The sequence below is a fragment of the Arthrobacter sp. E1SS-5 genome (assembly GCF_057073715.1).
In genome coordinates this window covers 281,306-302,133 of the sequence record NZ_CP172703.1, presented here as the reverse complement: position 1 = coordinate 302,133, position 20,828 = coordinate 281,306, and the positions used below count along the sequence as shown (strand labels likewise).

Genomic DNA, 20,828 nt, shown 5'->3' with positions numbered 1-20,828 from the left:
CGCACGAAACGACCACGGAGCACGCAATGCCTACAGAAACCGTCCAGGACGCCCCGCAGGGACAGACGCTGCGGGGAGAAACACTGCAGGCCGCAGTGACCCCGCAACGCGTGGACAAGATCAGCGCCGCCGCCTACCGGATCCGGCACCACGCCCTGAACATGGGCGAGGTGCAGGGCCAGGGCTATGTGGGCCAGGCCCTGGGCGCGGCGGACATGCTCGCCACCGTCTACGGGGACCAGTTGCGGTTCCGTGCCGAGGACCCGCACTGGGAAGCCCGCGACCGGTTCCTGCTCTCCACCGGCCACTACGCTATCGGCCACTATGCCGCTCTCGCCGAGGCCGGGGTGGTCCCGGTGGAGGAACTGGAAACGTACGGCTCGGATGACTCCCGGCTGCCGATGTCCGGGATGTCCACTTACACCCCCGGCATGGAAATCTCCGGCGGTTCATTGGGGCACGGCCTGACCATCGCCGTCGGTATGGCCCTTGGCCTGCGTTACCAGGGCTCGGACGCCCGGGTGTTCAACTTCCTCTCCGACGGCGAACTGGACGAGGGCTCTACGTGGGAGGCCGCCATGGGCGCCCACCACCACCAGCTGGGCAACCTGACCGCCATGGTGGATATCAACGCCCTGCAGGCGGACGGCAAGACCGACACGGTGCTGCGCACCGAACCGGTGACCGAGAAGTGGGAATCGTTCGGCTGGTACACCCAGCGGGTGGACGGCAATGACGTCGCCGCCCTGCTCGCAGCGTTCGACAACGCAGCCGCCCAGGCCGCCGCCGTCGGACGTCCGTCCGTGATCCTGTGCGACACCAAGGTGGGCCGCGGCGTTCCGCTGCTGGAAGACCGCGAAAAGGCGCACTTCATGCGCATCGAAGAGAACGAATGGCAGATCTGCCGCGAGCAGCTCACCGCCGGATACGAAGGAAAGGCTTCAGCATGAGCACCACCACCTCGGCCGCTGCTGCGGCACATTCAGCCACTGCAGCGGCGGCCACGCCGAAGCTGAAGACGTCGGCGATGATCGCATCGTTCGCCGACCCCGGCCAGAAGACCTCCTCCGCGCCGTTCGGGCACGCCCTGGTCAAGGCCGCGCAGGAAAACGACAAGATCGTGGGCCTGACCGCGGACCTGGGCAAGTACACGGACATGCACATCTTCGCCAAGGCCTTCCCGGAACGGTTCTTCCAGATGGGCATGGCCGAGCAGTTGCTCTTCGGGGCCGCCGCCGGCCTGGCCGAGTCCGGCCTGGTGCCGTTCGCGTCCACCTACTCGGTGTTCGCCGCGCGCCGGGCCTACGATTTCCTTTGCCTGGACGCGGCCGAACCGAACCTGAACGTTAACATCGTGGGCGGCCTGCCCGGCCTGACCACCGGGTACGGCCCCAGCCACCAGGCCACCGAAGACATGGCGATCTTCCGCGGCATGCCCAACCTGACCATCGTTGACCCGTGCGACTCGCTAGACATCGAGCAGGCCGTTCCGCAGCTCGCAGCCTCCGAAGGCCCCACCTACCTGCGGCTGCTGCGCGGCAACGTGCCCACCGTCCTGGACGAGTACGACTACACGTTCGAACTCGGCAAAGCAAAGGTGCTGCGCGGCGGCAACGACGTCGTGTTCATCTCCTCCGGCCTGATGACCATGCGCGCCCTCCAGGCAGCCAAGGCACTCGAGGCACACAACGTGGACGTCGCCGTCGTGCACACCCCCACCATCAAGCCGTTCGACGCCGAGACTGTCCTTAAGGAGGTCAACACCGACCGCTTGGCCGTCACCCTGGAAAACCACACGGTGGTGGGCGGCCTGTTCGAGACCGTCGCCTCCGCCGTCGTCGCCGCCGGAGTCGGCAAGCGCGTGGTGCCCGTGGCACTGCCGGACCAGTTCCTCGACGCCGGCGCCCTCCCCACCCTGCACGACCGCTACGGCCTCGCCACTGACCGCATCGTGGCCAAGGTCCTCGCGGAACTCGGCTAAGGCAGCACCAACGCAGAAAGCACGGCGCCGGTCCTCAGCCGGTGTCGTGCTTTCTGCCGTAATATCGAATTCACTATCGACTGTAAACAGTCGACTTATGACATTGAGGACAGAAGCCATGGCCGGACTGACCGCCCCGCTGCTGGGACTGGAAAAGAAAAGCCTGCGCGAGCAGGCACTCTCGGCGCTGCGCACCGCCATCACCAGCGGCGAGCTGGAACCCGGCCGGCACCTGGTGGAGACTGAACTGTCCGAGATGCTCCAGATCAGCCGCGGCACCCTGCGCGAAGCCCTCCGCCAGTTGGAGCAGGAGGGCTTGCTGTCCGCGGGACCCCGCGGCCGCCTTTCCGTCCGTCACCTGGACGAAAAGGAAATCCGGGACATCTACGCCGTCCGGGCCGCCTTGGAATCCCTCGCCGCCCGGACCCTGTGCGAACTCCCGGACCGGCAGCACGTCACCGAGTCGCTGCACAAAGCGGTCGACGCCATGTCCCACGCCGCCAGCGGAAGCCTGGAGGAACGGATCGAATCCGATCTCGAGTTCCACCGCACGCTTTGCCGCCTCACCGGCAACGAAACCCTCCTGCACTCCTGGGAATCCCTCGAGGGCTCCATACGCATGTCCATCATGTTCGCTGGCTTGGAAAAGGGTGTCAGCAACATGAGCGTTGACCGGCACGAGGACATCGTGGCTGCCATCGACACCGGTGACGCCACCCTTGCCCGCAAGACCATCCTGGAGCACATGGACACCGCCGCTGCCAATCTGGTGGCCTAACCCCTTCCCACCTGCCCGTTTGGGAATCCCAGCACCCTCCTGCCCGTTAACTTACTGAGCGGTAAATAGCCGCAGCGCTTAACGAGGGATGGTATGACCGCAAAGTTTGTGTCAGTTGAGGACGATACCGGGAAGGTCACCCGGTATGCCCGCCATGACAACGGCGGCGGGCTGATTGCCCCGGGGGCAAGGGTGGCCGACAGCGCCCGCATCGGCCCCATGACCTACATTGAACACGGTGCCCAGGTGGGCTCGGGTTGCCGGATTGGACACGGCAGCTGGATCGACCGGGACGCCACCATCGGGGACCGGACGGTGATCGGCGACGGCGTGCGGATCGGCCGCGGAACGGTGATCGGCAACCGTGTGCACATTGGGAGCCACTCACGCATTGGGTCCAGTGTCCTGATTGAGCACGGCGTCCACCTGGACAGCGACAGCACGGTGCCCAACGGCAGCGAGGTCCTCGCCGGGGCGCACTCCCGCCTGGCACCGGCAACGCACCGGCAGCACCGCAAGCCCAAGAGCGGGATGGCCGCCTAGGTGTACGGAACAGTACTTCCGCGGACCACGAGTTCCGCCGGATAGATAACCGGTTCCAACTCCACCCCGGTGTTCTCAATGGCGCGGATTAAAAGCTGCCCTGCATTTTTGGCGATCTCCATCATTGGATGGGCCACCGTAGTGAGTTCCACGCCGTTCGGAGCCCGGATGGAGTGATTGTCGAAGCCCACAACGGCCACGTCCTCCGGCACGCCCTTGCCCGCACTGCCTACGGCATCGAGCACTCCCAGCGCCATGAGGTCCGAGGCGGCGAACACGCCGTCCAGCCCAGGTGCCTGGGCGAAAAGTCTGCGTGCAGCCTCGGCGCCGCCCGCCGTCGTAAAGTCCCCGTAGACGACAGGCCCGGGCGGCAGGCCGGCCTCCTTAAGCCCCTGCATCCAGCCCTCCAGCCGGTCGACGGCGGCCGTCATGTCGCCGGGGCCGGCAACAGTTCCGAGGTGGGTACGGCCGATGCCGGCAAGGTGCCGGGCCGCCAGCCTGCCGCCCTCGAAGTTGTCCACGTCCACAAACGGAAGTTCCGATTTCCTGTCCCACGGCCTGCCGATGAAGACGGTGGGCAGCCCGGTGGAACCCAGGTTTTCCACCCAGTCGTCCGCGCGGTGGTGGGACACCACGATGGCGCCGTCCACATGGCCGCCGCGCAGGTAGCGTAGCGTCCGCGAAGAATCGTCCCCCGCCCGCGACATCAGCAGCACCAGCTGCACGTCGGTATCACGCAGGGCTTGGTTGACACCCGTCACCACGGCAGCAAAGTACGGATCCATCATCACCCTGGCATCCGGTTCCGGGATGACCAGCGCCACCGATCCGGCCCGCCGGGTGACCAGGCTTCGTGCCGCACGGTTGGGAATGTACCCCAATTCCGCGATCGCAGCGTCGACGGCGGCCTGGGCCGCGGGGCTTACCCTGGACCCACCGTTGATGGCCCGGGAGGCAGTGGACCGGGAAACTCCAGCGGCCTTGGCCAGGTCCTCGAGCGTCGGGAGCGGCCGTCCCTCCCTGGCCGGCCCAGCTGGAGTGGTCTTTGGGTTCACTCAACAGACATTACGACACCAGCGGTATGAGAGCGTTTCCGTCAACCCTTGCTGGGGCAGGAGGGCGATGCTACTCTTCCCCGATGGGAGCGCTCCCACCATTGATCCCCGGTTGCACAGTGCAGCTGACGGGGGTCGTCCAGCCCACAGAATGACAGGACCAGCAATGCCGCTAGCCCCTTGCCCTGATCCATCCCACCCCTCACCGGCAGGCCGGCGGCACAGCCGCGGTGTCGTCGCCGCCAGTGCCGCCCTTCTCATTGGGCTTTTCGCCGCAGGCGGGACAGTCCCGGCCCAGGCCGCGCCGTCAGTGCCGTACGCAGCACCGGCCCAGCAGGCTCCCGCCTCACCGCCGGCACTTCCCCAGCCCGTGCAGAACCCGTTCGGGCCCAATGTTTACGTCTTCGATCCCAGCATGCCGGTGGCGCAGATCCAGGCCACGGTGGACTCCATCGCTGCCCAGCAGGTAGACGACGAAATGGGAACCAAGCGTTACTCCCTGCTGTTCAAGCCCGGCACCTACGGCACTCCCGCAGAACCCCTCATTGTCCAAGTGGGCTACTCCACCGAGGTGGCGGGGCTGGGAGCTTCTCCCACCGACGTCACCATCAACGGGCACGTGGACGTCTACAACCGCTGCCTGACCGCGGACAACTGCATCGCCCTCAACAACTTCTGGCGGTCGCTGTCCAACCTCACCATCAATGTCACGGGCCTCGAAGGCTGCCGCAGCTCGGCGAATTTCTGGGCAGCGTCACAGGCCTCCCCCATGCGCCGCGTCAATATCACCGGTGGCAACCTCTCCCTCATGGACTACTGCACCGCCGGCCCGCAGTACGCCAGTGGCGGCTTCATCGCAGATTCGAAGACGGGGGCCATCATCAACGGTTCCCAGCAGCAATACCTGGTCCGTGACACCAGCATTGGAAGCTGGTCCAACGGAGTATGGAACCAGGTGTTCTCGGGCGTGAACGGCGCACCCGCCGATTCCTTTCCGACCCCGCCCTACACCACGCTGCCCAACACCCCCATCAGCCGCGAAAAGCCATACCTGACGCTGGATGCGGGCGGCCAGTACAACGTCTTTGTTCCGGCCGTCCGCCAGAACTCCGCGGGGACCACGTGGGAGAACGGTCCTACCGCAGGCCGCAGCATCCCCTTGGCCGACTTCTACATCGCAACCCCCGGCGATTCAGTCCAAACCATTAATTCTCAGCTTGCCAGGGGGAAGAACCTGCTCCTTACCCCCGGGGTTTACGACGTTGACCGCAGCATCGAAGTCAAGCGGGCCAACACCGTGGTGCTTGGGCTGGGCATGACCACCCTGACGGCCGTCAACGGAGCAGTTCCGCTGACCGTGGCTGATGTGCCCGGAGTTGATATCGCCGCAGTCACAGTGGATGCCGGCGAGGTGAATTCCCCTGCCCTCATGCGCCTCGGCAAGACAATTCCGGGCGAAGGCAGCGGACCGGCCAACTCTGCCGTCCACAGCGATCCCGCAAACCCCACCACACTCCATGACGTGTTCTTCCGCATCGGTGGCCCGCACGTGGGCAAGGCCTCGGTGAGCCTGGAGGTCAACAGCGACAATGTGCTCCTGGACCACATCTGGGCGTGGCGTGCCGACCACGGCAACGGGGTGGGCTGGACAACCAATACCGGCCGGAACGGCGTGATCGTCAACGGCAACAATGTCACCGCCACGGGCCTCTTTGTGGAGCATTACCAGGAGTACAACGTCGTCTGGAACGGGGAGAACGGCAAGACCATCTTCTTCCAAAACGAACTGCCCTACGACGCGCCCAACCAGGCAGCATGGCAGCACGACGGGATCCTGGGCTGGGCGGGTTACAAGGTCGCCGACTCCGTGAAGAGCCACGAACTGTGGGGTGGCGGCAGCTACGTGTACACCAACGTGGACCCCACCATCCACGCCTCCAGGGGTTTCGAGGTACCGGTGACGCCCGGCGTGAAGCTGCACAGCCTGCTGACCGTGAATCTCGGCGCTGGAACACTGGACCACGTTGTCAACGACACGGGGGCGCCTGTGTCCACGGACGCCGTCGGATTTCCCAGCTACGTGGCCGATTTTGGCTAGGAGCCAAGCCTCACAACAGGGCGCGGTGCCGGCAGTCGTTGCCGGCTCCGCGCCCTGTCAGTTCCGCTGTCGCGATGTGTTCCGGGCCTGCCTCCACGCCAGCGCCGCCCCACCCCAGACGGCCAGCAGCAGCGCCACGAGCAGGAGGCCGGCGTCCCCGAGGTCCACCGATCCAAGCCATGCCGTAACGGGATCGTCCAGGGCGAAGGCGGCGTGGACAAAACCGCCCAGGGTGATGACGGCAATGAACAGTGCCGAGACCGCGGAAATCCCCGTAACCAGTGCGTTGAAGCCCAGCATCCGCTGAGGATCATCGAGTGCCGAGCGGTACATCCGCATCATGGCCAGACCGTTCAGGGAATCACACAGCGTCATCGCGGCTGCGAAGGCCAACGGCAGCGCGAGCAGGGCGAACGGCGGCACCCCGGCCAGGGACGCCGCCGTCGTCATCATGAGCAGCCCGATGGTGGTGGCGGTATCGAAGCCGAGGCCGAACAGGAACCCGATCATGTAGATGTTCCGCGGCCGCCGCACCCTGGCCAGCGGCCGGGCGAGGAGCCGCGCCACCAGCCCCTGCGGCTCCAGGTCCCGGGGATGCACCGCGGCGCCGTGCCGGGCGCGGCGGTGGGCCCGCGCCGAGAGTGCGAAAGCGGAGCCGTTGAACAGGCCCATGGCCAGCAGGAACAGCCCGGACACCCCGCTGCCGATCAGGCCGAGCACCAGGTTTCCGGCGCTTCCGTCCTCCATGAACTCCCCCACCATGGTTGCGCCGGCGATCACCAGCACGCCCGCCAGGGTCACCACCGAACTGTGCCCCAGGCTGAAGGCGAATCCGACGCTCACCGGATCCTGCCGCTGCGCCACGAACTTGCGCGTGGAGTTATCGATCGCCGCCAGGTGGTCCCAGTCGTAGCTGTGCTTCACCCCCGCCAGGTAGGCGGTGAGCACCAGTCCCCAGGTCAGCGCTTGCCCGCCTCCGCTAAGGGTCCCGGCAAGCAAGAGGACGACGGCGGCAGCATGCAGCACGGCCACCGCACCGAAGGTAAAGGCCAGGCGGGTCCGGAGCGGCAGTGATTCCCGGTCCCGGTAGAGGGCGGTGATGGTGGTCAGTGCCGTCATCAGTGCTTCCTCAGGTCCAGGGGACCCTGGCCGAACCAGCGTTCCCGGAGGAGGTTGCCGCAGGCACCGAGGAGCCGGTTGAGTTCCCCGGTGCTGTTGGACAGGGCCCGCAGCACCAGCCCTGTGGTTCCCCCGACCGTGCGGGTCAGCGAGAGGCCGGTCCTGGCGTCCAACGGCTGGGTCAACTGATGCAGTTCGTCGGCGAGCGCCTGGTCCACTCGCGGATCCACCACCACCAACGAGCCCAGGTGGCTAAAACCCTCCATGAACCCGAGCCCCGTGACATCGTTCAGCGGCGGCCGGATCAACAGGTTGTCCAGCGCCAGCAGTTCGGTGCCGCCCTCAGTCTCCACCCGGAGGTCGTTCCGCAGCCGGACCTCCTCGTAGCGGAACGCGGCCCCGTCCGGTGACCATCCGGGTGTCACCACCTCGGCCATGACGAGGCTCGACGACGGCCGCAAGGCCACCGAGGTCCGTTGCCGGTAGCTCGCCTCCCGGTAGGCGATGAGCTGGTCCGGCATCAGCTCCAACCGGGCCCCCTCCCCCAACCGCACAGTCATCCGCTGCTCGGCAAAAGACCCAGGAGTCCGATAAACCTTCGTAGCGGACTGTGACGTCAACAACAGAGAAGCAGAGTCACCAACCTCAACATCCAGCAGAAAGAGGTCAGCCCCAAGATAGGCCCCGCCCGGATTCACGACGACATAGCAAACCTGCCCGGAGTCATCGAGGTAATGCGGCCGCATCACCCTTAAGGCACCCCGGTGGTACTGGTGCTTCGCAACTGAGCGCTGACCACGAACGTCGACCAAAAGCTCAAGCTCACCCATTGGTGACGGGGGCTCTGAGGCGGCGAGGCCGGATTTTGGGGCCGCGGCGTGGTGGGCACCGCGCAGCGGGCACGGCCCCAAATCCGGCGAAGCCGCCGGACCCAGCCCGGCACCCGGTGACGGACGCGCGGAACTTGCCTCCGCCGTCGTACTCATGCGAGGTCGAGCATCAGGACGTCGTGCCGGATCCATTCGATGACGGCGTCGAGTCCCTCGTCGGTTTTGAGGTTCGTCAAGCAGAATGGACGCTCGCCCCTGAACTCCTTCGAGTCCTTCTCCATGACTGACAAATCGGCGCCGACGTGGGGAGCCAGGTCAGTTTTGTTGATGATGAATAGGTCCGATTTGATCATGCCTTGGCCGGCTTTGCGGGGGATCTTTTCGCCCTGAGCCACGTCGATGATGTAGATGGAGAAGTCCACCAGTTCGGGGCTGAAGGTGGCGGAGAGGTTGTCGCCGCCGGATTCGACGAAGATGACCTGAAGGTCGGGATGCCGGGCTTTGAGTTCTTCGATGGCGGCGGTGTTCATGGAGGTGTCTTCGCGGATGGCGGTGTGGGGGCAGCCGCCGGTTTCGACACCGATGATCCGGTCCACGGGGAGGATGCCGTCTGCGGCGAGGATTTTGGCGTCCTCGATGGTGTAAATGTCGTTGGTGATGGCGGCCATGGAGATGTCGCCGCTCATGTGCCGGGTGAGCCGCTCGACGAGCTGGGTCTTGCCGGCGCCGACGGGCCCGCCGATGCCGATCTTGATGGGTTCAGTCATGGTGTTCCTCCTGTGAAGCGGTGTGCACGGTTAGCTCATGAACATCCGGGCACGTTGGCGTTCGTGCCGCATTTGCGAGATTTCCAGTCCGGGGCTGACGGCACCGAGGTCGTCAGGCGTGAGGCGCCCTATCACCTCGATGGCGGCAGCGACGTCGTCGTGCGCTTTGCGCAGCACCCGCTGTCCGGCGTTCTGGCCGAGGGGGATGGCGCGGACGGCGTTCTGGGTGAGGGACGTAACGGTGGCGAAGAGGTAGGCGGCAAGTGCTTCCTGCAGCGGCACCCCGAGGGAGCGGGCGACGACGGCGAACGCCAGCGGCTGGTGCCCTGCGGCGCGGCCGGTGGCCACCAGGTCCCGGTACAGTTCCAGCGCGGGCGAGGGAAACACCTCCCCACCAATTTCGAGCAGCCGAGACCCCATTTTGAGGGAGGCCTCCCGAACCTGCCGGGGCAAAAGGGAAGCAGAGAGGAGAGCATCCAGCTCCCCCAGATCAACGCCCTCATAGAAAAGCCGAACAGCAAGCCCATCCGAGTACGTCAACGACTGAGAGATGAAAGCAGACAGCCATACCCCAAAACCAGCCTCATCAGCGACAACACCGGTGTCGACATAGGTCTCAAACCCAAGAGAGTGAGCAAAGGCCCCAGTAGGAAGCGCAGAGTCAGTGAGCTGCTGCAAAGCAAGCTGGTAACTGCCGACCCCGGCGGTGGCGGGTGAAGGGGGCTGCGGTGTGGTGGGCACCGCGAAGCGGGCACAGCCCCCTTCACCCGCCACCGCGCCCAAGGTGCCGCTGGTACTAGTGCGAATGTTCAGCATGGCGGAAAGGTACAGGGAGGACGCGTTCCTGGCGGGTGTAAGGCACACCAGCATGGCGAAGGTAGTCCTCGACGGTGTGGTCGTAGGCGCACACCATGACTTCGGCTTCATATTCCGAGGACGCGTCAAAGAACTGTGCCTGGAGGTGCCGGTTGCCGAGGGAGTGTGCGGTGATGCCCATTTCGGTGATGGTCCTGGGAGCGATGACCAGGACGTCGGTGGGCAGGACGGAGACGACGACCATGTTGGTGTCTTCGACGTGCAGGATGTCCCCGTCCCGGAGGTCGCCGGAGCCAGCGGGGAGCCGGATGCCGATCTCCTTGCCGTGGTCCGTCGTCGCCCGCTGAATGCGTTTCACCAGGGAAGCGCTGGGCAGGACGACTTTTTCGCGGTGCAGGCCGGCGTAGGCGGCGAGGTCTGTGTCCGGCAGGTCGTGGAGGTTGCCGAGGACTCGTTCGATGATCACGTGCTTACTTTCTGGGTGTGACTAGAAGAGGAAGTACCGCTGCGCCATGGGGAGCACGTCGGACGGCTCGCAGGTGACGTCCTCGCCGTCGACGGTCACTTGGTAGGTTTCCGGGTCCACCTGGATGTCCGGGGTGGCGTCGTTGTACTTGAGGTCGGCCTTGGTGAGGTTCCGGATGCCGGACACGGGCCGGATGACCTTTTGGAGCCCCAGCTCTTCCGGGACACCGGCGTCGATCGCGGCCTTGGACAGGAACGTGATGGAGGACTGCTGGACGGCCTTGCCGAAGGTGGCGAACATGGGCCGCATGGACCGCGGCTGCGGCGTGGGGATGGAGCCGTTGGAGTCCCCCATCAGCGCGTAAGCGATCTGGCCGCCCTTGAGCACCACTTCCGGCTTGACGCCGAAGAATGCCGGGTCCCAGAGCACCAGGTCGGCGAACTTGCCCACTTCAACGGACCCGACGAAGCCAGCGATGCCCTGGGCGATAGCGGGGTTGATGGTGTATTTGGCCACGTAGCGCTTGAGCCGGAAGTTGTCGCTGTCCGCACTCCCGTGCGTCCCGCCGTCGCCATCCTCCAGCACGCCCCGTTGCTTCTTCATCTTGTCTGCCACCTGCCAGGTGCGGGTGATGACTTCACCCACCCGGCCCATGGCCTGGGAGTCCGAGGAGGTGATGGAAAAGATGCCCAGGTCCTGCAGGACGTCCTCGGCGGCGATGGTTTCGGCGCGGATGCGGGAATCGGCGAAGGCCACGTCCTCGGGGATGTCCGGGTTGAGGTGGTGGCACACCATCAGCATGTCCAGGTGCTCTTCGATGGTGTTGCGCGTGTACGGCAGGGTGGGGTTTGTAGAGGCGGGCAGGACGTTCGGCATCCCGGCGATCTTGATAATGTCCGGCGCATGCCCGCCGCCGGCGCCTTCGGTGTGGAAGGTGTGGATGACCCGGCCGTCGATGGCCCGGATGGTGTCCTCCACGAAGCCGCACTCGTTGAGGGTGTCGGTGTGGATGGCCACCTGGATGTCGTACTCGTCAGCCACCTTGAGCGAGGTATCGATCGACGAAGTGGTAGCGCCCCAGTCCTCGTGGACCTTCAGCCCGATGGCGCCGGCGCGGATCTGCTCGGCCAGGGGTTCGACGGCGGACGCGTGGCCTTTGCCGAACAGGCCGATGTTCATGGGGAACGCCTCGGCCGCCTGCAGCATCCGCTGGATGTGCCACTTCCCCGGGGTCACCGTGGTGGCTTTGGTGCCTTCAGCGGGGCCGGTGCCGCCGCCGATCATGGTGGTCACACCGCTGGCCAGCGCCGTGGGGATCTGGTCCGGTGAAATGAAATGGATGTGGGTGTCAATGCCGCCTGCCGTGAGGATTTTCCGTTCCCCGGCGATGATTTCCGTGCTGGCGCCGATGATGATGTCCACGCCGTCGGTGATCTGCGGGTTTCCGGCCTTTCCGATCCGGAAGATATGCCCGTCCTTTAGCGCGATGTCCGCCTTGTAGGTGCCGGTGTAGTCCAGGATGACGGCGTTCGTAATCACGGTGTCCGGAATGTCCTCATCCCGGATGGCCTGGCCGTTCTGCCCCATGCCGTCGCGGATCACCTTGCCGCCGCCGAACACCACTTCCTCGCCGTGGACGGTGAGGTCCTTTTCGATCTCGAGGAAGAGCTCAGTGTCCGCCAGGCGGATTTTGTCCCCGGTGGTCGGTCCATAAAGGTCGGCGTATTGCCGGCGCGGGATCTCGAAGCTCACTTGGCGTCCCCTTCCGTGAGTGGCCCGATTTGGCGAGTGCCGGCGTCGAGCTTTCCGTTGACTCCGTTGCTGAGGCCGTAGACCTCGCGGGAGCCTGCCAGCTCAATGAGCCGGACGGTCCGTGAGTCCCCCGGCTCGAACCGGGCAGCCGTGCCCGCCGGGATGTCCAGGCGCCGGCCGTAGGCAGCTACACGGTCAAAGTCCAGGGCCGCGTTGGCCTCGGCGAAGTGGTAGTGGGAACCCACCTGCACGGGCCGGTCGCCGGTGTTGGTCACGGCGACCTCGACTGCCTCCCTGCCCGCATTCGCGGTGATGGGCTCCGGCCGGAGGACATACTCGCCTGGAATCATTGCCGCGCTCCTTAGCGGATGGGGTTGTGGACGGTGACCAGCTTGGTGCCGTCGGGGAAGGTGGCCTCGATCTGGACGTCGTGGATCATCTCCGGCACGCCTTCCATCACGTCGTCGCGGGTGAGCAGCGTGGTGCCGTAGCTCATGAGCTCCGCCACGCTGCGGCCGTCGCGGGCGCCTTCGATCAGCTCATAGCTGATGATGGCCACAGCCTCGGGGTAGTTGAGCTTGAGGCCGCGGGACTGACGCCGGCGGGCGAGGTCGGCGGCCACCACGATGAGGAGCTTTTCCTGCTCACGCGGCATCAGATGCATGGGGTTCCCTTCGACGGCCTGGGGCGTGCTGCCAGCGTAAGCCCGGCACGTTTCCGCCAGGTTTCAGGAGTATCAGTAAAGGCTGTGGGTCCGCCTACTTGGCGTCGCTGAGCCGGCCGAGGATCTCATCGCTTGACTGGATGGGCTGGCGGTAGGTGGTGGAAAGGATGCGGAGCATGTCGGCGGCGTCCTGGTCGGCTTCGGAGGCCATGGCGTCCTTGGCGTAAGTGACCCGGATGTTGTGGGCGAACGCGTCCGCGGCGGTCTGGGCGATGCAGTTGTGCGTGGAGACGCCGGCGAGCACCACTTCCTCGGCGCCCCAATTCCGCAGCCTGGCCAGCAGGTTGGTGCCCACGAACGCGCTGTCCCTCGTCTTGTTCAATTGGGGCAGGTCCTCCTTCAAGAGCCCCGGCACCGACTGGGCCTGCCCGCTGCCGCGGAAGATGAACCCCTGGTCGTCGTCAAGCATGCTCAGGGTCCAGGTGGATTTGTCCCGTTCGTGTTCGGTGCCCACCAGGAGCGCGCTGTGTCCGGCTGCCTTGAACCCTTCAATCAGCCGGTTGCACTCACTGACCACCCGCTCCTGCTGGGCTGCCAATTCGGGTGTTTCGAAGAATGCGTTCTGCATGTCGATGACCAGGAGGGCAATCATGTGGGCACCTTTCCTCGTTGAGCGGGTTTACGGAAAGGTACCCGCCAGCGGTGCACGCGAAACCCCTGGCGGGAGGTGGTGGGCCAGGTGCGGGGGGAGTCAGGGGGCGGACTCCCGGACCTTCAACTCGAACCCGGCCTCCACGTGCACGCCCTGTTCCGATGTCTCGCGGCCTGCGATCCGGTCCAGCAGCAGGCCGATGGAGCGCTCGGCGATTTCGTCCATGCCCGGCGAGACGGTGGTCAGGGACGGGGAGGCGAACCGCGCCTCGTCAATGTCGTCAAAACCGGCCACCGCTACGTCCTGCGGCACCTTCACGCCGCGAATCAGCAGCTGGTGCATGGCGCCGAGTGCCAGCACGTCGTTAAGTCCGAAGACGGCGTCGAACTGCACGCCGGACTCCAGCAGGCTGGCCACCGCCGCGGCACCGGTATCGCGCCGCCACTCAGCAGGGGCGATCAGCGCGGGGTCGAAGGGAACGCCTGCCTCCTCCAACGCCTTCCGGTAGCCGTTCAGGCGCAGGCCGGCTGTCCCTGCAGACTCCCCCGTGTTGGCACCAACCACGGCAATACGACGGCGGCCGCCGGCCAGCAGGTGCCTGGTCAGCGCGGCCGCGGCTTCCTCGTTTTTCATGGTCACCAGATCGAAGCGGGGATCCAGGATGTGTTCGCCGAGCATCACCATGGGCTTGTTGCCCGCCCGCGCGGCAATGGCATCCGCGTCCACCACCAGTGGAGTGAACAGCAGCCCGTCGGTGAGCTGGCGGAAGGTCCCCTGGAGGGCGCCAAGTTCAACGGAGGCTTCGGCATCGGACTGCTCCACCATCACCCGGTAGCCGTGGCGGGCGGCAGCCTTCATCAGCTTGGACGCCAGCTCGGCGTAGTAGGGGGCGGAGAGGTCGGACAGGACCAGGCCCAGCATGGACGTCTTGCCGGACCGCAGGCTGCGGGCGGTGAGATTGGCTTCGTAGCCCAGCTCCGCGATGGCATCCTGCACGCGTTGCTTGGTGTCGGGCCGGATGAATTCGTAGTCGTTCAGGACGTTGGAAACCGTCTTGAGGGAAACCCCTGCCGCCCGCGCAACGTCGTTCATGGTGACTGCCATTAACGCTCTTTCTCTGCCTTCGCCGCGGCTTTGGCGGCCTGCTTGCTGGCGCGGACCTTGGCCAGGGACTCCGGGTCCACGATGTCCGCCACCGAAAGGTAGGAGCCGTCCTCGCCGTAGTGACCGGCAGCTTCCCGCCACCCCGGCGCCTCAAGGCCGCGCTGCTTGCCCAACAGGGCCAGGAAAATCTTGGCCTTCTGCTCCCCGAATCCGGGCAGGGCCTTGAGCCTGCGCAGCACCTCGGCACCGTCGGGGGACCCCTTGGTCCAGATGGCTGCGGCATCGCCGTCCCACTCGCTGTGCACTGCTTCGGCGAGCGCCTGCACCCGCGCGGCCATGGAGCCGGGGAAGCGGTGGACCGCCGGGCGTTCCTTGAATACCTCCACGAACGCGGCGGGATCGTGCGCGGCAATGGCCCCGGGTTCCAGCGACCCGAGCCGGGCCCGGATCTTCTCCGGCCCCGCGAAGGCTGATTCCATGGTGACCTGCTGGTCCAGCAGCATGCCGGTCAGCAGGGCGAAGGCGTCCTCACTCAACAACTTGTCCGCGGCGGGATCCCCCGTGATGTGCAGTTCCATGCCGTCCATCCTCCCACCTGCGGCCCGCCATCGTCATAAGGACGCCCCCGCCTTCCCACCCGGGGGTCAGGCGCTGACAGCCAGCCGGATCATGGACCAGGACACGGCCGGAAGCTCGGCGGTGAGCCGGCCGCCGTCCACCTTCACCGTTCCGTTTTCGGACGGCAGGACCGACGTTGAATCGTCGGCGCTGGCCTGCCAGTAGGGGTCCTTGTTGGCGTAGGTCACGGCTTCCACCACTCGCACGTTGCCCAGCGAGGCCACGGCGGCATCCAGGTTCAGTGCCTGGCCTGCCGAGCGGTTGACCGCGAACACCACGGCCTCGCCCTTGTCCGCGTCATAGGTGGCGACGGCGGACAGGGCCGCGATGTCGGCGGTCTTGCCGCTGCTGACCAGCGGCGATTCGACGGCGAGCTGCAGTACGGTACCGGAGGCGTAGCGGGAGGTCAGGGCGAAGGGGTGGAAGGTGGTCTGCTTCCAGGACCGGCCGCCCGGCTCGGTCATGATGGGCGCGATGACGTTCACCAGCTGTGCCAGGCTTGCCGAGTGGACGCGGTCCGTGTTCCGGAGCAGCGTGACCAGCAAGTCCCCAACTACCACGGCGTCGGCAACCGTGTAGGTGTCCTCAAGCAGCACGGGGGCCACGGGCCAGTCCTTGCCGGTGGGCACCTTGGATTCATCGCGGCTCATGTGCCAGACGTTCCACTCATCGAACGAGATGTTCACCTGCTTGGTGGACTTCTTCACCGACTTCACATGGTCGATGTGGCTCACGAGGTCGCGGATGAAAGCGTCCATCTTGTGTCCGGCGGCGAGGTGTTCCTGCAGGTCGCCAAAGTCCTCAAAGTACTGGTGGGCGGAGATCAGGTCCACCAGTTCGTAGGTTTCGGACAGCACCACACGCTCCCACTCACCGAACGTGGGCATGGTGGGCCCGGAACTGCCGCACGCCACCAGCTCCAGATCCGGCTCCATCATGCGCATTCCGCGGGCGGTGTCGGCAGCGAGCCTGCCGTACTCCAGGGCGTTCTTGTGGCCGATCTGCCAGGGACCGTCCATCTCATTGCCCAGGCACCACATCTTGATGCCGTAGCCATCGGCGGCCCCGTTGGCCCGGCGCTGTTCGGAAAGCTCGGTACCGCCGTCGATGTTGCAGTATTCCAGGAGGTCCAGCGCCTCCTGCGTGCCGCGCGTGCCCAGGTTCACCGCCATCATGGGTTCCACGCCGGCCTTGACGGACCATTTGGCGAACTCGTCCACCCCCACGGTGTTGGGGTCGGTGGAGTGCCAGGCGAGGTCCAGCCGCACGGGGCGCCGGTCCACCGGGCCCACGCCGTCCTCCCAGCGGTAGCCGGAGACGAAGTTTCCGCCCGGGTAGCGGACGGTGGAGACTCCCAGTTCCCGGGTCAGCGCCAGGACGTCCCTGCGGAAGCCGTCCTCGTCGGCGTCCGGGTGGTCCGGCTCGAAGATGCCGGTGTACACACACCGGCCAAGGTGTTCCACGAAGGCACCGAAAGTACGACGGCGGACGGGGCCCACGGTGAAGGAGGGGTCAAGGGTGATTTTGGCTGCAGCGGGTTCTGGCTGGGTCACGAAGGTATCCTCGGCTTGGTTTTTACAACGTTATAGAAGACATTGTTGAGGCTTCCGCTTCATGCGTCAAGGGTTGGACCAATCCATTCCTGCTTGGGGATTCCGCCGGCGACGGGAGCGGAAGGCGGACTGACCTGCGGCGGGACTCCGAACAGCCTCGCGGCCCCGGGCCTCCAAGTACTACCTAACCGAAAAGACAGGTACCAGTTACGCATTCACGGGGGCCCGGAGGGCAATTAGGTTTCTTTACCAGAGACAAGACCCGTTCTGGTTCTCGGTACTTGGCTCACTAGGGGGTGTGAGACTGGCAATGCACGCACGACACTTAGGCCCAGGCTTCCCGGTCCACAGGACGCGGGTAATAGGCGGGGCCGGCGACGAGGAGTCCTTTGAGACCAAGGACTCTCCCCCAGCCGTCGCCGGCCCTCTTGCCCCTTCGGACGCCCGAAGGGGTCGCACACCCCTGTTGAAGGCCAGCCATGACCAGGGCACGCCCACAAACCCGGGCCTCCTGCTGGACCTGGTCAACGGAGCACAGACCCTGGCCGATTCCCTTGACCTGCTGGTGGCGGCCTCTGCCGGGCATGTGGCCAGGACAGCCAACCTGGATGTTGGCTGCGGCCTGGTGCTGCGCCAGCCAAAGCGGAGCCTTGCCATCACCGGCACTTCGGGCGAGGTGGTCCGGCTGCTGGACTGGGAACGGGAGATGGCCGAGGGGCCGGTGACCGATGTGATGTCCGGCGGCCACCCCGTGGCGGTCCTCCAGAGGAACGGCGACTTCCGGTGGCGGCAATATTCCACCCAACTGCAGTCAGCCGGGTTCGGCAGCGCCCTTGCGGTGCGGCTCCGCCTCGATGCAGACATTCCGGCCGACGACGGGATCCCCGGCAGCGCTGAACTGGGCCAGTCCAGCGCCGCGCTCGCCTTCTTTGCGCAGGACGCGAAGGCCTTTCCGCTCCAGGCCATCGCGGAAGCGCGCACCTTCGCCGCCCTGGCAACCAAGAGCCTGCAGATGGCCATCAACCTGCACACCGCCCGTTCGCTGGCCACCGATCTCCGCTCAGCCCTGGACAGCCGTACGTCCATCAACGTGGCCTGCGGCGTGATCATGGCCCAGAACAGGTGCTCCTACCAGGAGGCGTTTTCCATCCTGGCCAAGGCATCCAGCCACCGGAACATCAAAGTGCGCAAGGTGGCCGAGGACATCCTTGAGCGCCTGCCGGAGGGCACACCGCACTCACACTTCGGCCGCTAGCCACCCCGCTGACCACGCCGCAGGCCACCCCTGCCTGCCTCCTTGGTTCACTCCTGCCGGAATGGGTAGGGAACAATGAGGTCCAGCAGCGGAAGGGCAGGCGGATGGAGAGCACGCAGGCAGCCGTTCCGCGCACCCGCCGGAGTGTCCTTACCTGTCTGGCAGGTCCCCTGGCCACCGCCCTGGGACTGGCCGCGCATGTTGCGGGGGGAGGCGCCTCTCCCGCCGTCGTCATCGTCGTTGCACTGGCGGTGCTGCTGGGCCTGGGCGCAGTGCTCCTTGAACGGCTGGCGCCCCCGCAGCTGCCGGGCTGGGCTGTCCTGGCGGCATCCGCGGTCGCCCAGCAACTGCTGCACCTTGCCTTCTCAGCTTTCTCAACCGCCAGCGCCGTCCCCTTGCCGGGCCACGACCATGGCGCCGGAAGCACGCCGGACGTGCCGTCGTCGTCGGCCGCTGCTCCGGCCGCGCACTCACTGCACCTGATGCTGTACCTGCACGCGGGCGCTGCGCTGGCAGCCGCTGCCGTTGTTGCCCAGTGGAGCAGGGTCTCCGCGTGGGTCCGGGCACGCATCAGGACGTGAGGGTGCCCCTGGCGATGCTCACGGTGGAGTGGGCGGGATTGCCGTCCATGGGCTCGTCGGACACATCCACCACCGGATACTGCGACAAGTCAAGGCCGGCGGGCACCTGGAAAGTTCCCGACGTGGAGTTCATGACGCCGAGGCTGACCAGCCTGGAGAGGTCCGGGGCGATCAGCCACACCTCCTGGTAACCCTTGGCTTCATCCTTGTCCAGGCTGACCTCCAGGCTGCGTGAACCGTCGGCGGCGGACACCACCTTGGCTGATCCGGCGGCGGAGTGCTGGGCCAGCGGGGTCAGTTGGGCCTCGGCAAGTTCCCGGGGCTGCGGCGGGCGGTTCAAGGCCCAGACCGCGCCCGCGACCACCAGGACAGCAGCGGCCGCTGTCGCCAGCCACGCGCCGGGGCGCTGCCACCAGGCGGCCTTCGTTCGGGCACGTTTTGTCCGTGCACCTTCCGGCCGGGCAGGCATGGGAACAACGTTGGACGGCGCCGCGTCCCCGGGTGCTGCCGTGGCGGCAGGCGTTGCCCCGGCTTCCGTGGGTGGTTCCGCAGCCAGCGGGTCCTCGTGGACGGACTCCCCCAAGCCGAGTTCGCGGTGGATCCCCGCCCAGACCTGCGGCCCGGGAACGGACAGGCGGCTGGTGTCCGGCGTCGTCTTCACTGCCTCCACCGTGCGGCGCAGGGCGGCGTAGTCGGCGGCGCACCCAGGGCATTCCAGGAGGTGTTCGCGGCCTGCCGGGTCCTCCCAGTCGTCGTAGAGTGCCAGGAGGCTCAACTGTTCCGGATCAAGATGCGGCATGGTCTACCTCCAATCTGCTTCTCAGGTGCGTCAGGCTGCGCCGGATGTGGCTCTTGACGGTACCAAGGGGCAGGTCAAGTTTCCGCGAGATCTGTTCGTGCGTCAGGTCCTCATAGAAGGCAAGCTTCATGATGGAGCCCTGGGGCTCGCCGAGCCTGTCCAGTTCGCCGTCCAGGAGCAGCCGGTCCGCAAGGGTTTCCGCAGCCTCAGTTCCCGCCCCAGGATCCGCAGCGAGGCCGGCCCCGGCAGCAGCATGCGCCTTGCGTGCTTCGCGGGCCGATGACTGCTGCGCATCGGTGATTGCGTTCCGCGTGATCCCCACGATCCATGCGGGAAGCCGCGCCACCTGCGGGTTGAAGGTGCTCCGCGAGCGCCACACCCGGATGAAGACCTCCTGCGTCACGTCGTCCGCCGCGGCCCGGTCGGCGAGCGACCGCAGGGCCAGGGTATGCACCAGGGGCGCGAACTCACGATAGGCCGCTGCCAGCGCATGCTCATCGCCGGACAGGAAGGAGGCGGTCAGCCCGTCGTCCCATCCTTGGGCGGCGCGGCCGGGGAGCGTCACAGGCGGCTCCCTCCCGGCTTCGGCGACGAGATACATTGCGGGCCACCGCTTATCCAGGAAGTGGTTCATCCGGGGACCGGTTCATTCAGGGACTGCGGTGACAATGACATTGTCGCTGTAGTCCATCCGCGCGTCCAGCCATCTGCCGCCGCAGGTGACCAGCTTGAGTTCGTGCGGTCCTGAGCGGCGGAAAACGGCGGCACCGTCGAACGTGTCCTTCGCCATCAGCTCCACGCCCACAACCCGGTAGGAAACGGCCGGGGCGCCTTCCCGTCCCACCGTGATGATGGTTCCCGCCGCGAGCGACTTCAGCGCGGAGAACGGCGCGCGGTCCGAGGTCGTGTCGATGTGTCCGGCGATGACGGCTGTGCCTTCGGCAGCCCCGGGGGCCGCGCCGTACTTGTACCAGGCAGCACGGTCGAACACGTCTGGAATTTCCATCGCTCCCCCGGCTGACACTCCCCCGGGCACCACCGGCATGTCGATGGCGGTACCGGCCACAATAAGCGAGGCGGGTGGAGGCGCGGCAGCGGCGGCCGGCGGAGTTGCCGGCCGGACCGGGATGGCCTTTGGCGGCGCTGCAGCAAGGGTGGAAGGCGCAGCTTCAACGGCGGTAACAAGGGGTTTTGGGGTGCCGGGCGGAGCGGGCGCACTGGTGGCCACTGCAGGAGCTGGCGACTGAGTGGCGGGGTCCGCGGCGCCGCAGCCGGAAAGAACCAGCGCAGCGGCCGCCAGCGCTGCTGCCCCGGCACTCAAGGAATGCCGGCGGCGCTGGGCGCCTACCGTCGTCGTACCTGCCTTCATGCCTGCCACCTTTCCTGGGCACGTGGTG

23 protein-coding genes are annotated in these 20,828 nt (G+C 66.3%); 7 read left to right on the top strand and 16 right to left on the bottom strand.

The window, feature by feature from the left end; genetic code table 11:
* Window positions 1-26 precede the first annotated feature (26 nt).
* From ACIGJD_RS01510 to ACIGJD_RS01495, 4 genes are all read left to right on the top strand, one after another.
* Window positions 27-950 carry a transketolase gene (locus ACIGJD_RS01510; protein ID WP_483687983.1) on the top strand — a complete coding sequence of 308 codons (924 nt, stop codon included), beginning with the start codon at window positions 27-29 and terminating at the stop codon, window positions 948-950.
* Window positions 947-1,981, top strand: a complete 1,035-nt coding sequence (locus ACIGJD_RS01505) for a transketolase family protein (RefSeq protein ID WP_483687982.1) — start codon at window positions 947-949, stop codon at window positions 1,979-1,981. The genes ACIGJD_RS01510 and ACIGJD_RS01505 overlap by 4 nt, the downstream gene beginning before the upstream one ends.
* A gap of 118 nt (window positions 1,982-2,099) precedes the next feature.
* Window positions 2,100-2,759: a GntR family transcriptional regulator gene (locus tag ACIGJD_RS01500; protein WP_483689564.1), complete on the top strand. Its 660-nt coding sequence runs from the start codon at window positions 2,100-2,102 to the stop codon at window positions 2,757-2,759.
* A 93-nt stretch (window positions 2,760-2,852) separates the two neighbouring features.
* A complete protein-coding gene (locus ACIGJD_RS01495) occupies window positions 2,853-3,302 on the top strand; it encodes a DapH/DapD/GlmU-related protein (protein WP_483687981.1) in 450 nt (149 codons plus the stop codon).
* Here the strand turns inward: ACIGJD_RS01495 and ACIGJD_RS01490 are convergent.
* Window positions 3,299-4,357: a LacI family DNA-binding transcriptional regulator gene (locus ACIGJD_RS01490; protein ID WP_483687980.1), complete on the bottom strand. Its 1,059-nt coding sequence runs from the start codon at window positions 4,355-4,357 to the stop codon at window positions 3,299-3,301. The two genes, ACIGJD_RS01495 and ACIGJD_RS01490, sit on opposite strands and share 4 nt — an antisense overlap.
* 166 nt (window positions 4,358-4,523) lie before the next feature.
* Here ACIGJD_RS01490 and ACIGJD_RS01485 point away from each other — a divergent pair, with 166 nt between their 5' ends.
* Window positions 4,524-6,455: an adenylyl cyclase gene (locus ACIGJD_RS01485; protein WP_483687979.1), complete on the top strand. Its 1,932-nt coding sequence runs from the start codon at window positions 4,524-4,526 to the stop codon at window positions 6,453-6,455.
* Between the two features lie 57 nt (window positions 6,456-6,512).
* Here ACIGJD_RS01485 and ACIGJD_RS01480 read toward each other — a convergent pair whose 3' ends face one another.
* The 12 genes from ACIGJD_RS01480 to arfA all read right to left on the bottom strand — a co-directional run bounded on the left by ACIGJD_RS01480 (window position 6,513) and on the right by arfA (window position 16,796).
* A complete protein-coding gene (locus tag ACIGJD_RS01480) occupies window positions 6,513-7,574 on the bottom strand; it encodes a HoxN/HupN/NixA family nickel/cobalt transporter (protein WP_483687978.1) in 1,062 nt (353 codons plus the stop codon).
* Window positions 7,574-8,320, bottom strand: coding sequence for an urease accessory protein UreD (locus ACIGJD_RS01475; protein ID WP_483687977.1), 747 nt, complete (start codon window positions 8,318-8,320; stop codon window positions 7,574-7,576). The genes ACIGJD_RS01480 and ACIGJD_RS01475 overlap by 1 nt, the downstream gene beginning before the upstream one ends.
* A gap of 236 nt (window positions 8,321-8,556) precedes the next feature.
* A complete protein-coding gene (gene ureG / locus ACIGJD_RS01470) occupies window positions 8,557-9,171 on the bottom strand; it encodes an urease accessory protein UreG (protein WP_483687976.1) in 615 nt (204 codons plus the stop codon).
* A gap of 30 nt (window positions 9,172-9,201) precedes the next feature.
* Window positions 9,202-9,912 carry an urease accessory protein UreF gene (locus ACIGJD_RS01465; protein WP_483689563.1) on the bottom strand — a complete coding sequence of 237 codons (711 nt, stop codon included), beginning with the start codon at window positions 9,910-9,912 and terminating at the stop codon, window positions 9,202-9,204.
* Between the two features lie 55 nt (window positions 9,913-9,967).
* A complete protein-coding gene (gene ureE, locus ACIGJD_RS01460; protein WP_483687975.1) occupies window positions 9,968-10,453 on the bottom strand; it encodes an urease accessory protein UreE in 486 nt (161 codons plus the stop codon).
* A 21-nt stretch (window positions 10,454-10,474) separates the two neighbouring features.
* The gene (ureC, locus tag ACIGJD_RS01455) at window positions 10,475-12,205 is read right to left on the bottom strand and encodes an urease subunit alpha (RefSeq protein WP_483687974.1); all 1,731 of its coding nucleotides are present in this window, start codon (window positions 12,203-12,205) and stop codon (window positions 10,475-10,477) included.
* Window positions 12,202-12,555 (bottom strand): urease subunit beta, encoded by a 354-nt coding sequence (locus tag ACIGJD_RS01450; protein WP_483687973.1) that lies wholly within the window; start codon window positions 12,553-12,555, stop codon window positions 12,202-12,204. Before ACIGJD_RS01450 ends, ureC begins: the two co-directional genes overlap by 4 nt.
* 11 nt (window positions 12,556-12,566) lie before the next feature.
* Complete coding sequence (locus ACIGJD_RS01445) at window positions 12,567-12,869, bottom strand: urease subunit gamma (RefSeq protein ID WP_286401053.1); 303 nt, start codon at window positions 12,867-12,869, stop codon at window positions 12,567-12,569.
* Window positions 12,870-12,963: 94 nt separating this feature from the next.
* The gene (locus tag ACIGJD_RS01440; protein ID WP_483687972.1) at window positions 12,964-13,521 is read right to left on the bottom strand and encodes a cysteine hydrolase family protein; all 558 of its coding nucleotides are present in this window, start codon (window positions 13,519-13,521) and stop codon (window positions 12,964-12,966) included.
* Between the two features lie 99 nt (window positions 13,522-13,620).
* The gene (locus ACIGJD_RS01435; RefSeq protein WP_483687971.1) at window positions 13,621-14,625 is read right to left on the bottom strand and encodes a LacI family DNA-binding transcriptional regulator; all 1,005 of its coding nucleotides are present in this window, start codon (window positions 14,623-14,625) and stop codon (window positions 13,621-13,623) included.
* A complete protein-coding gene (locus tag ACIGJD_RS01430; RefSeq protein WP_483687970.1) occupies window positions 14,625-15,212 on the bottom strand; it encodes an HhH-GPD-type base excision DNA repair protein in 588 nt (195 codons plus the stop codon). The genes ACIGJD_RS01435 and ACIGJD_RS01430 overlap by 1 nt, the downstream gene beginning before the upstream one ends.
* Window positions 15,213-15,269: 57 nt before the next feature.
* Complete coding sequence (arfA, locus tag ACIGJD_RS01425; RefSeq protein ID WP_483687969.1) at window positions 15,270-16,796, bottom strand: arabinosylfuranosidase ArfA; 1,527 nt, start codon at window positions 16,794-16,796, stop codon at window positions 15,270-15,272.
* Between the two features lie 466 nt (window positions 16,797-17,262).
* Between arfA and ACIGJD_RS01420 the strand changes: the two genes are divergently transcribed.
* Complete coding sequence (locus ACIGJD_RS01420) at window positions 17,263-18,051, top strand: ANTAR domain-containing response regulator (RefSeq protein WP_483687968.1); 789 nt, start codon at window positions 17,263-17,265, stop codon at window positions 18,049-18,051.
* 104 nt (window positions 18,052-18,155) lie between these two features.
* A complete protein-coding gene (locus tag ACIGJD_RS01415; protein ID WP_483687967.1) occupies window positions 18,156-18,632 on the top strand; it encodes a hypothetical protein in 477 nt (158 codons plus the stop codon).
* Here ACIGJD_RS01415 and ACIGJD_RS01410 read toward each other — a convergent pair.
* From ACIGJD_RS01410 to ACIGJD_RS01400, 3 genes are read right to left on the bottom strand one after another with little or no spacing between them, the layout of a single operon-like run.
* Window positions 18,622-19,431 (bottom strand): anti-sigma factor, encoded by an 810-nt coding sequence (locus ACIGJD_RS01410; protein WP_483687966.1) that lies wholly within the window; start codon window positions 19,429-19,431, stop codon window positions 18,622-18,624. The genes ACIGJD_RS01415 and ACIGJD_RS01410 overlap by 11 nt on opposite strands.
* The gene (locus ACIGJD_RS01405) at window positions 19,418-20,032 is read right to left on the bottom strand and encodes an RNA polymerase sigma factor (protein ID WP_483689562.1); all 615 of its coding nucleotides are present in this window, start codon (window positions 20,030-20,032) and stop codon (window positions 19,418-19,420) included. The genes ACIGJD_RS01410 and ACIGJD_RS01405 overlap by 14 nt, the downstream gene beginning before the upstream one ends.
* A 45-nt stretch (window positions 20,033-20,077) precedes the next feature.
* Window positions 20,078-20,800 carry a class F sortase gene (locus ACIGJD_RS01400; protein ID WP_483687965.1) on the bottom strand — a complete coding sequence of 241 codons (723 nt, stop codon included), beginning with the start codon at window positions 20,798-20,800 and terminating at the stop codon, window positions 20,078-20,080.
* Window positions 20,801-20,828: the final 28 nt, after the last annotated feature.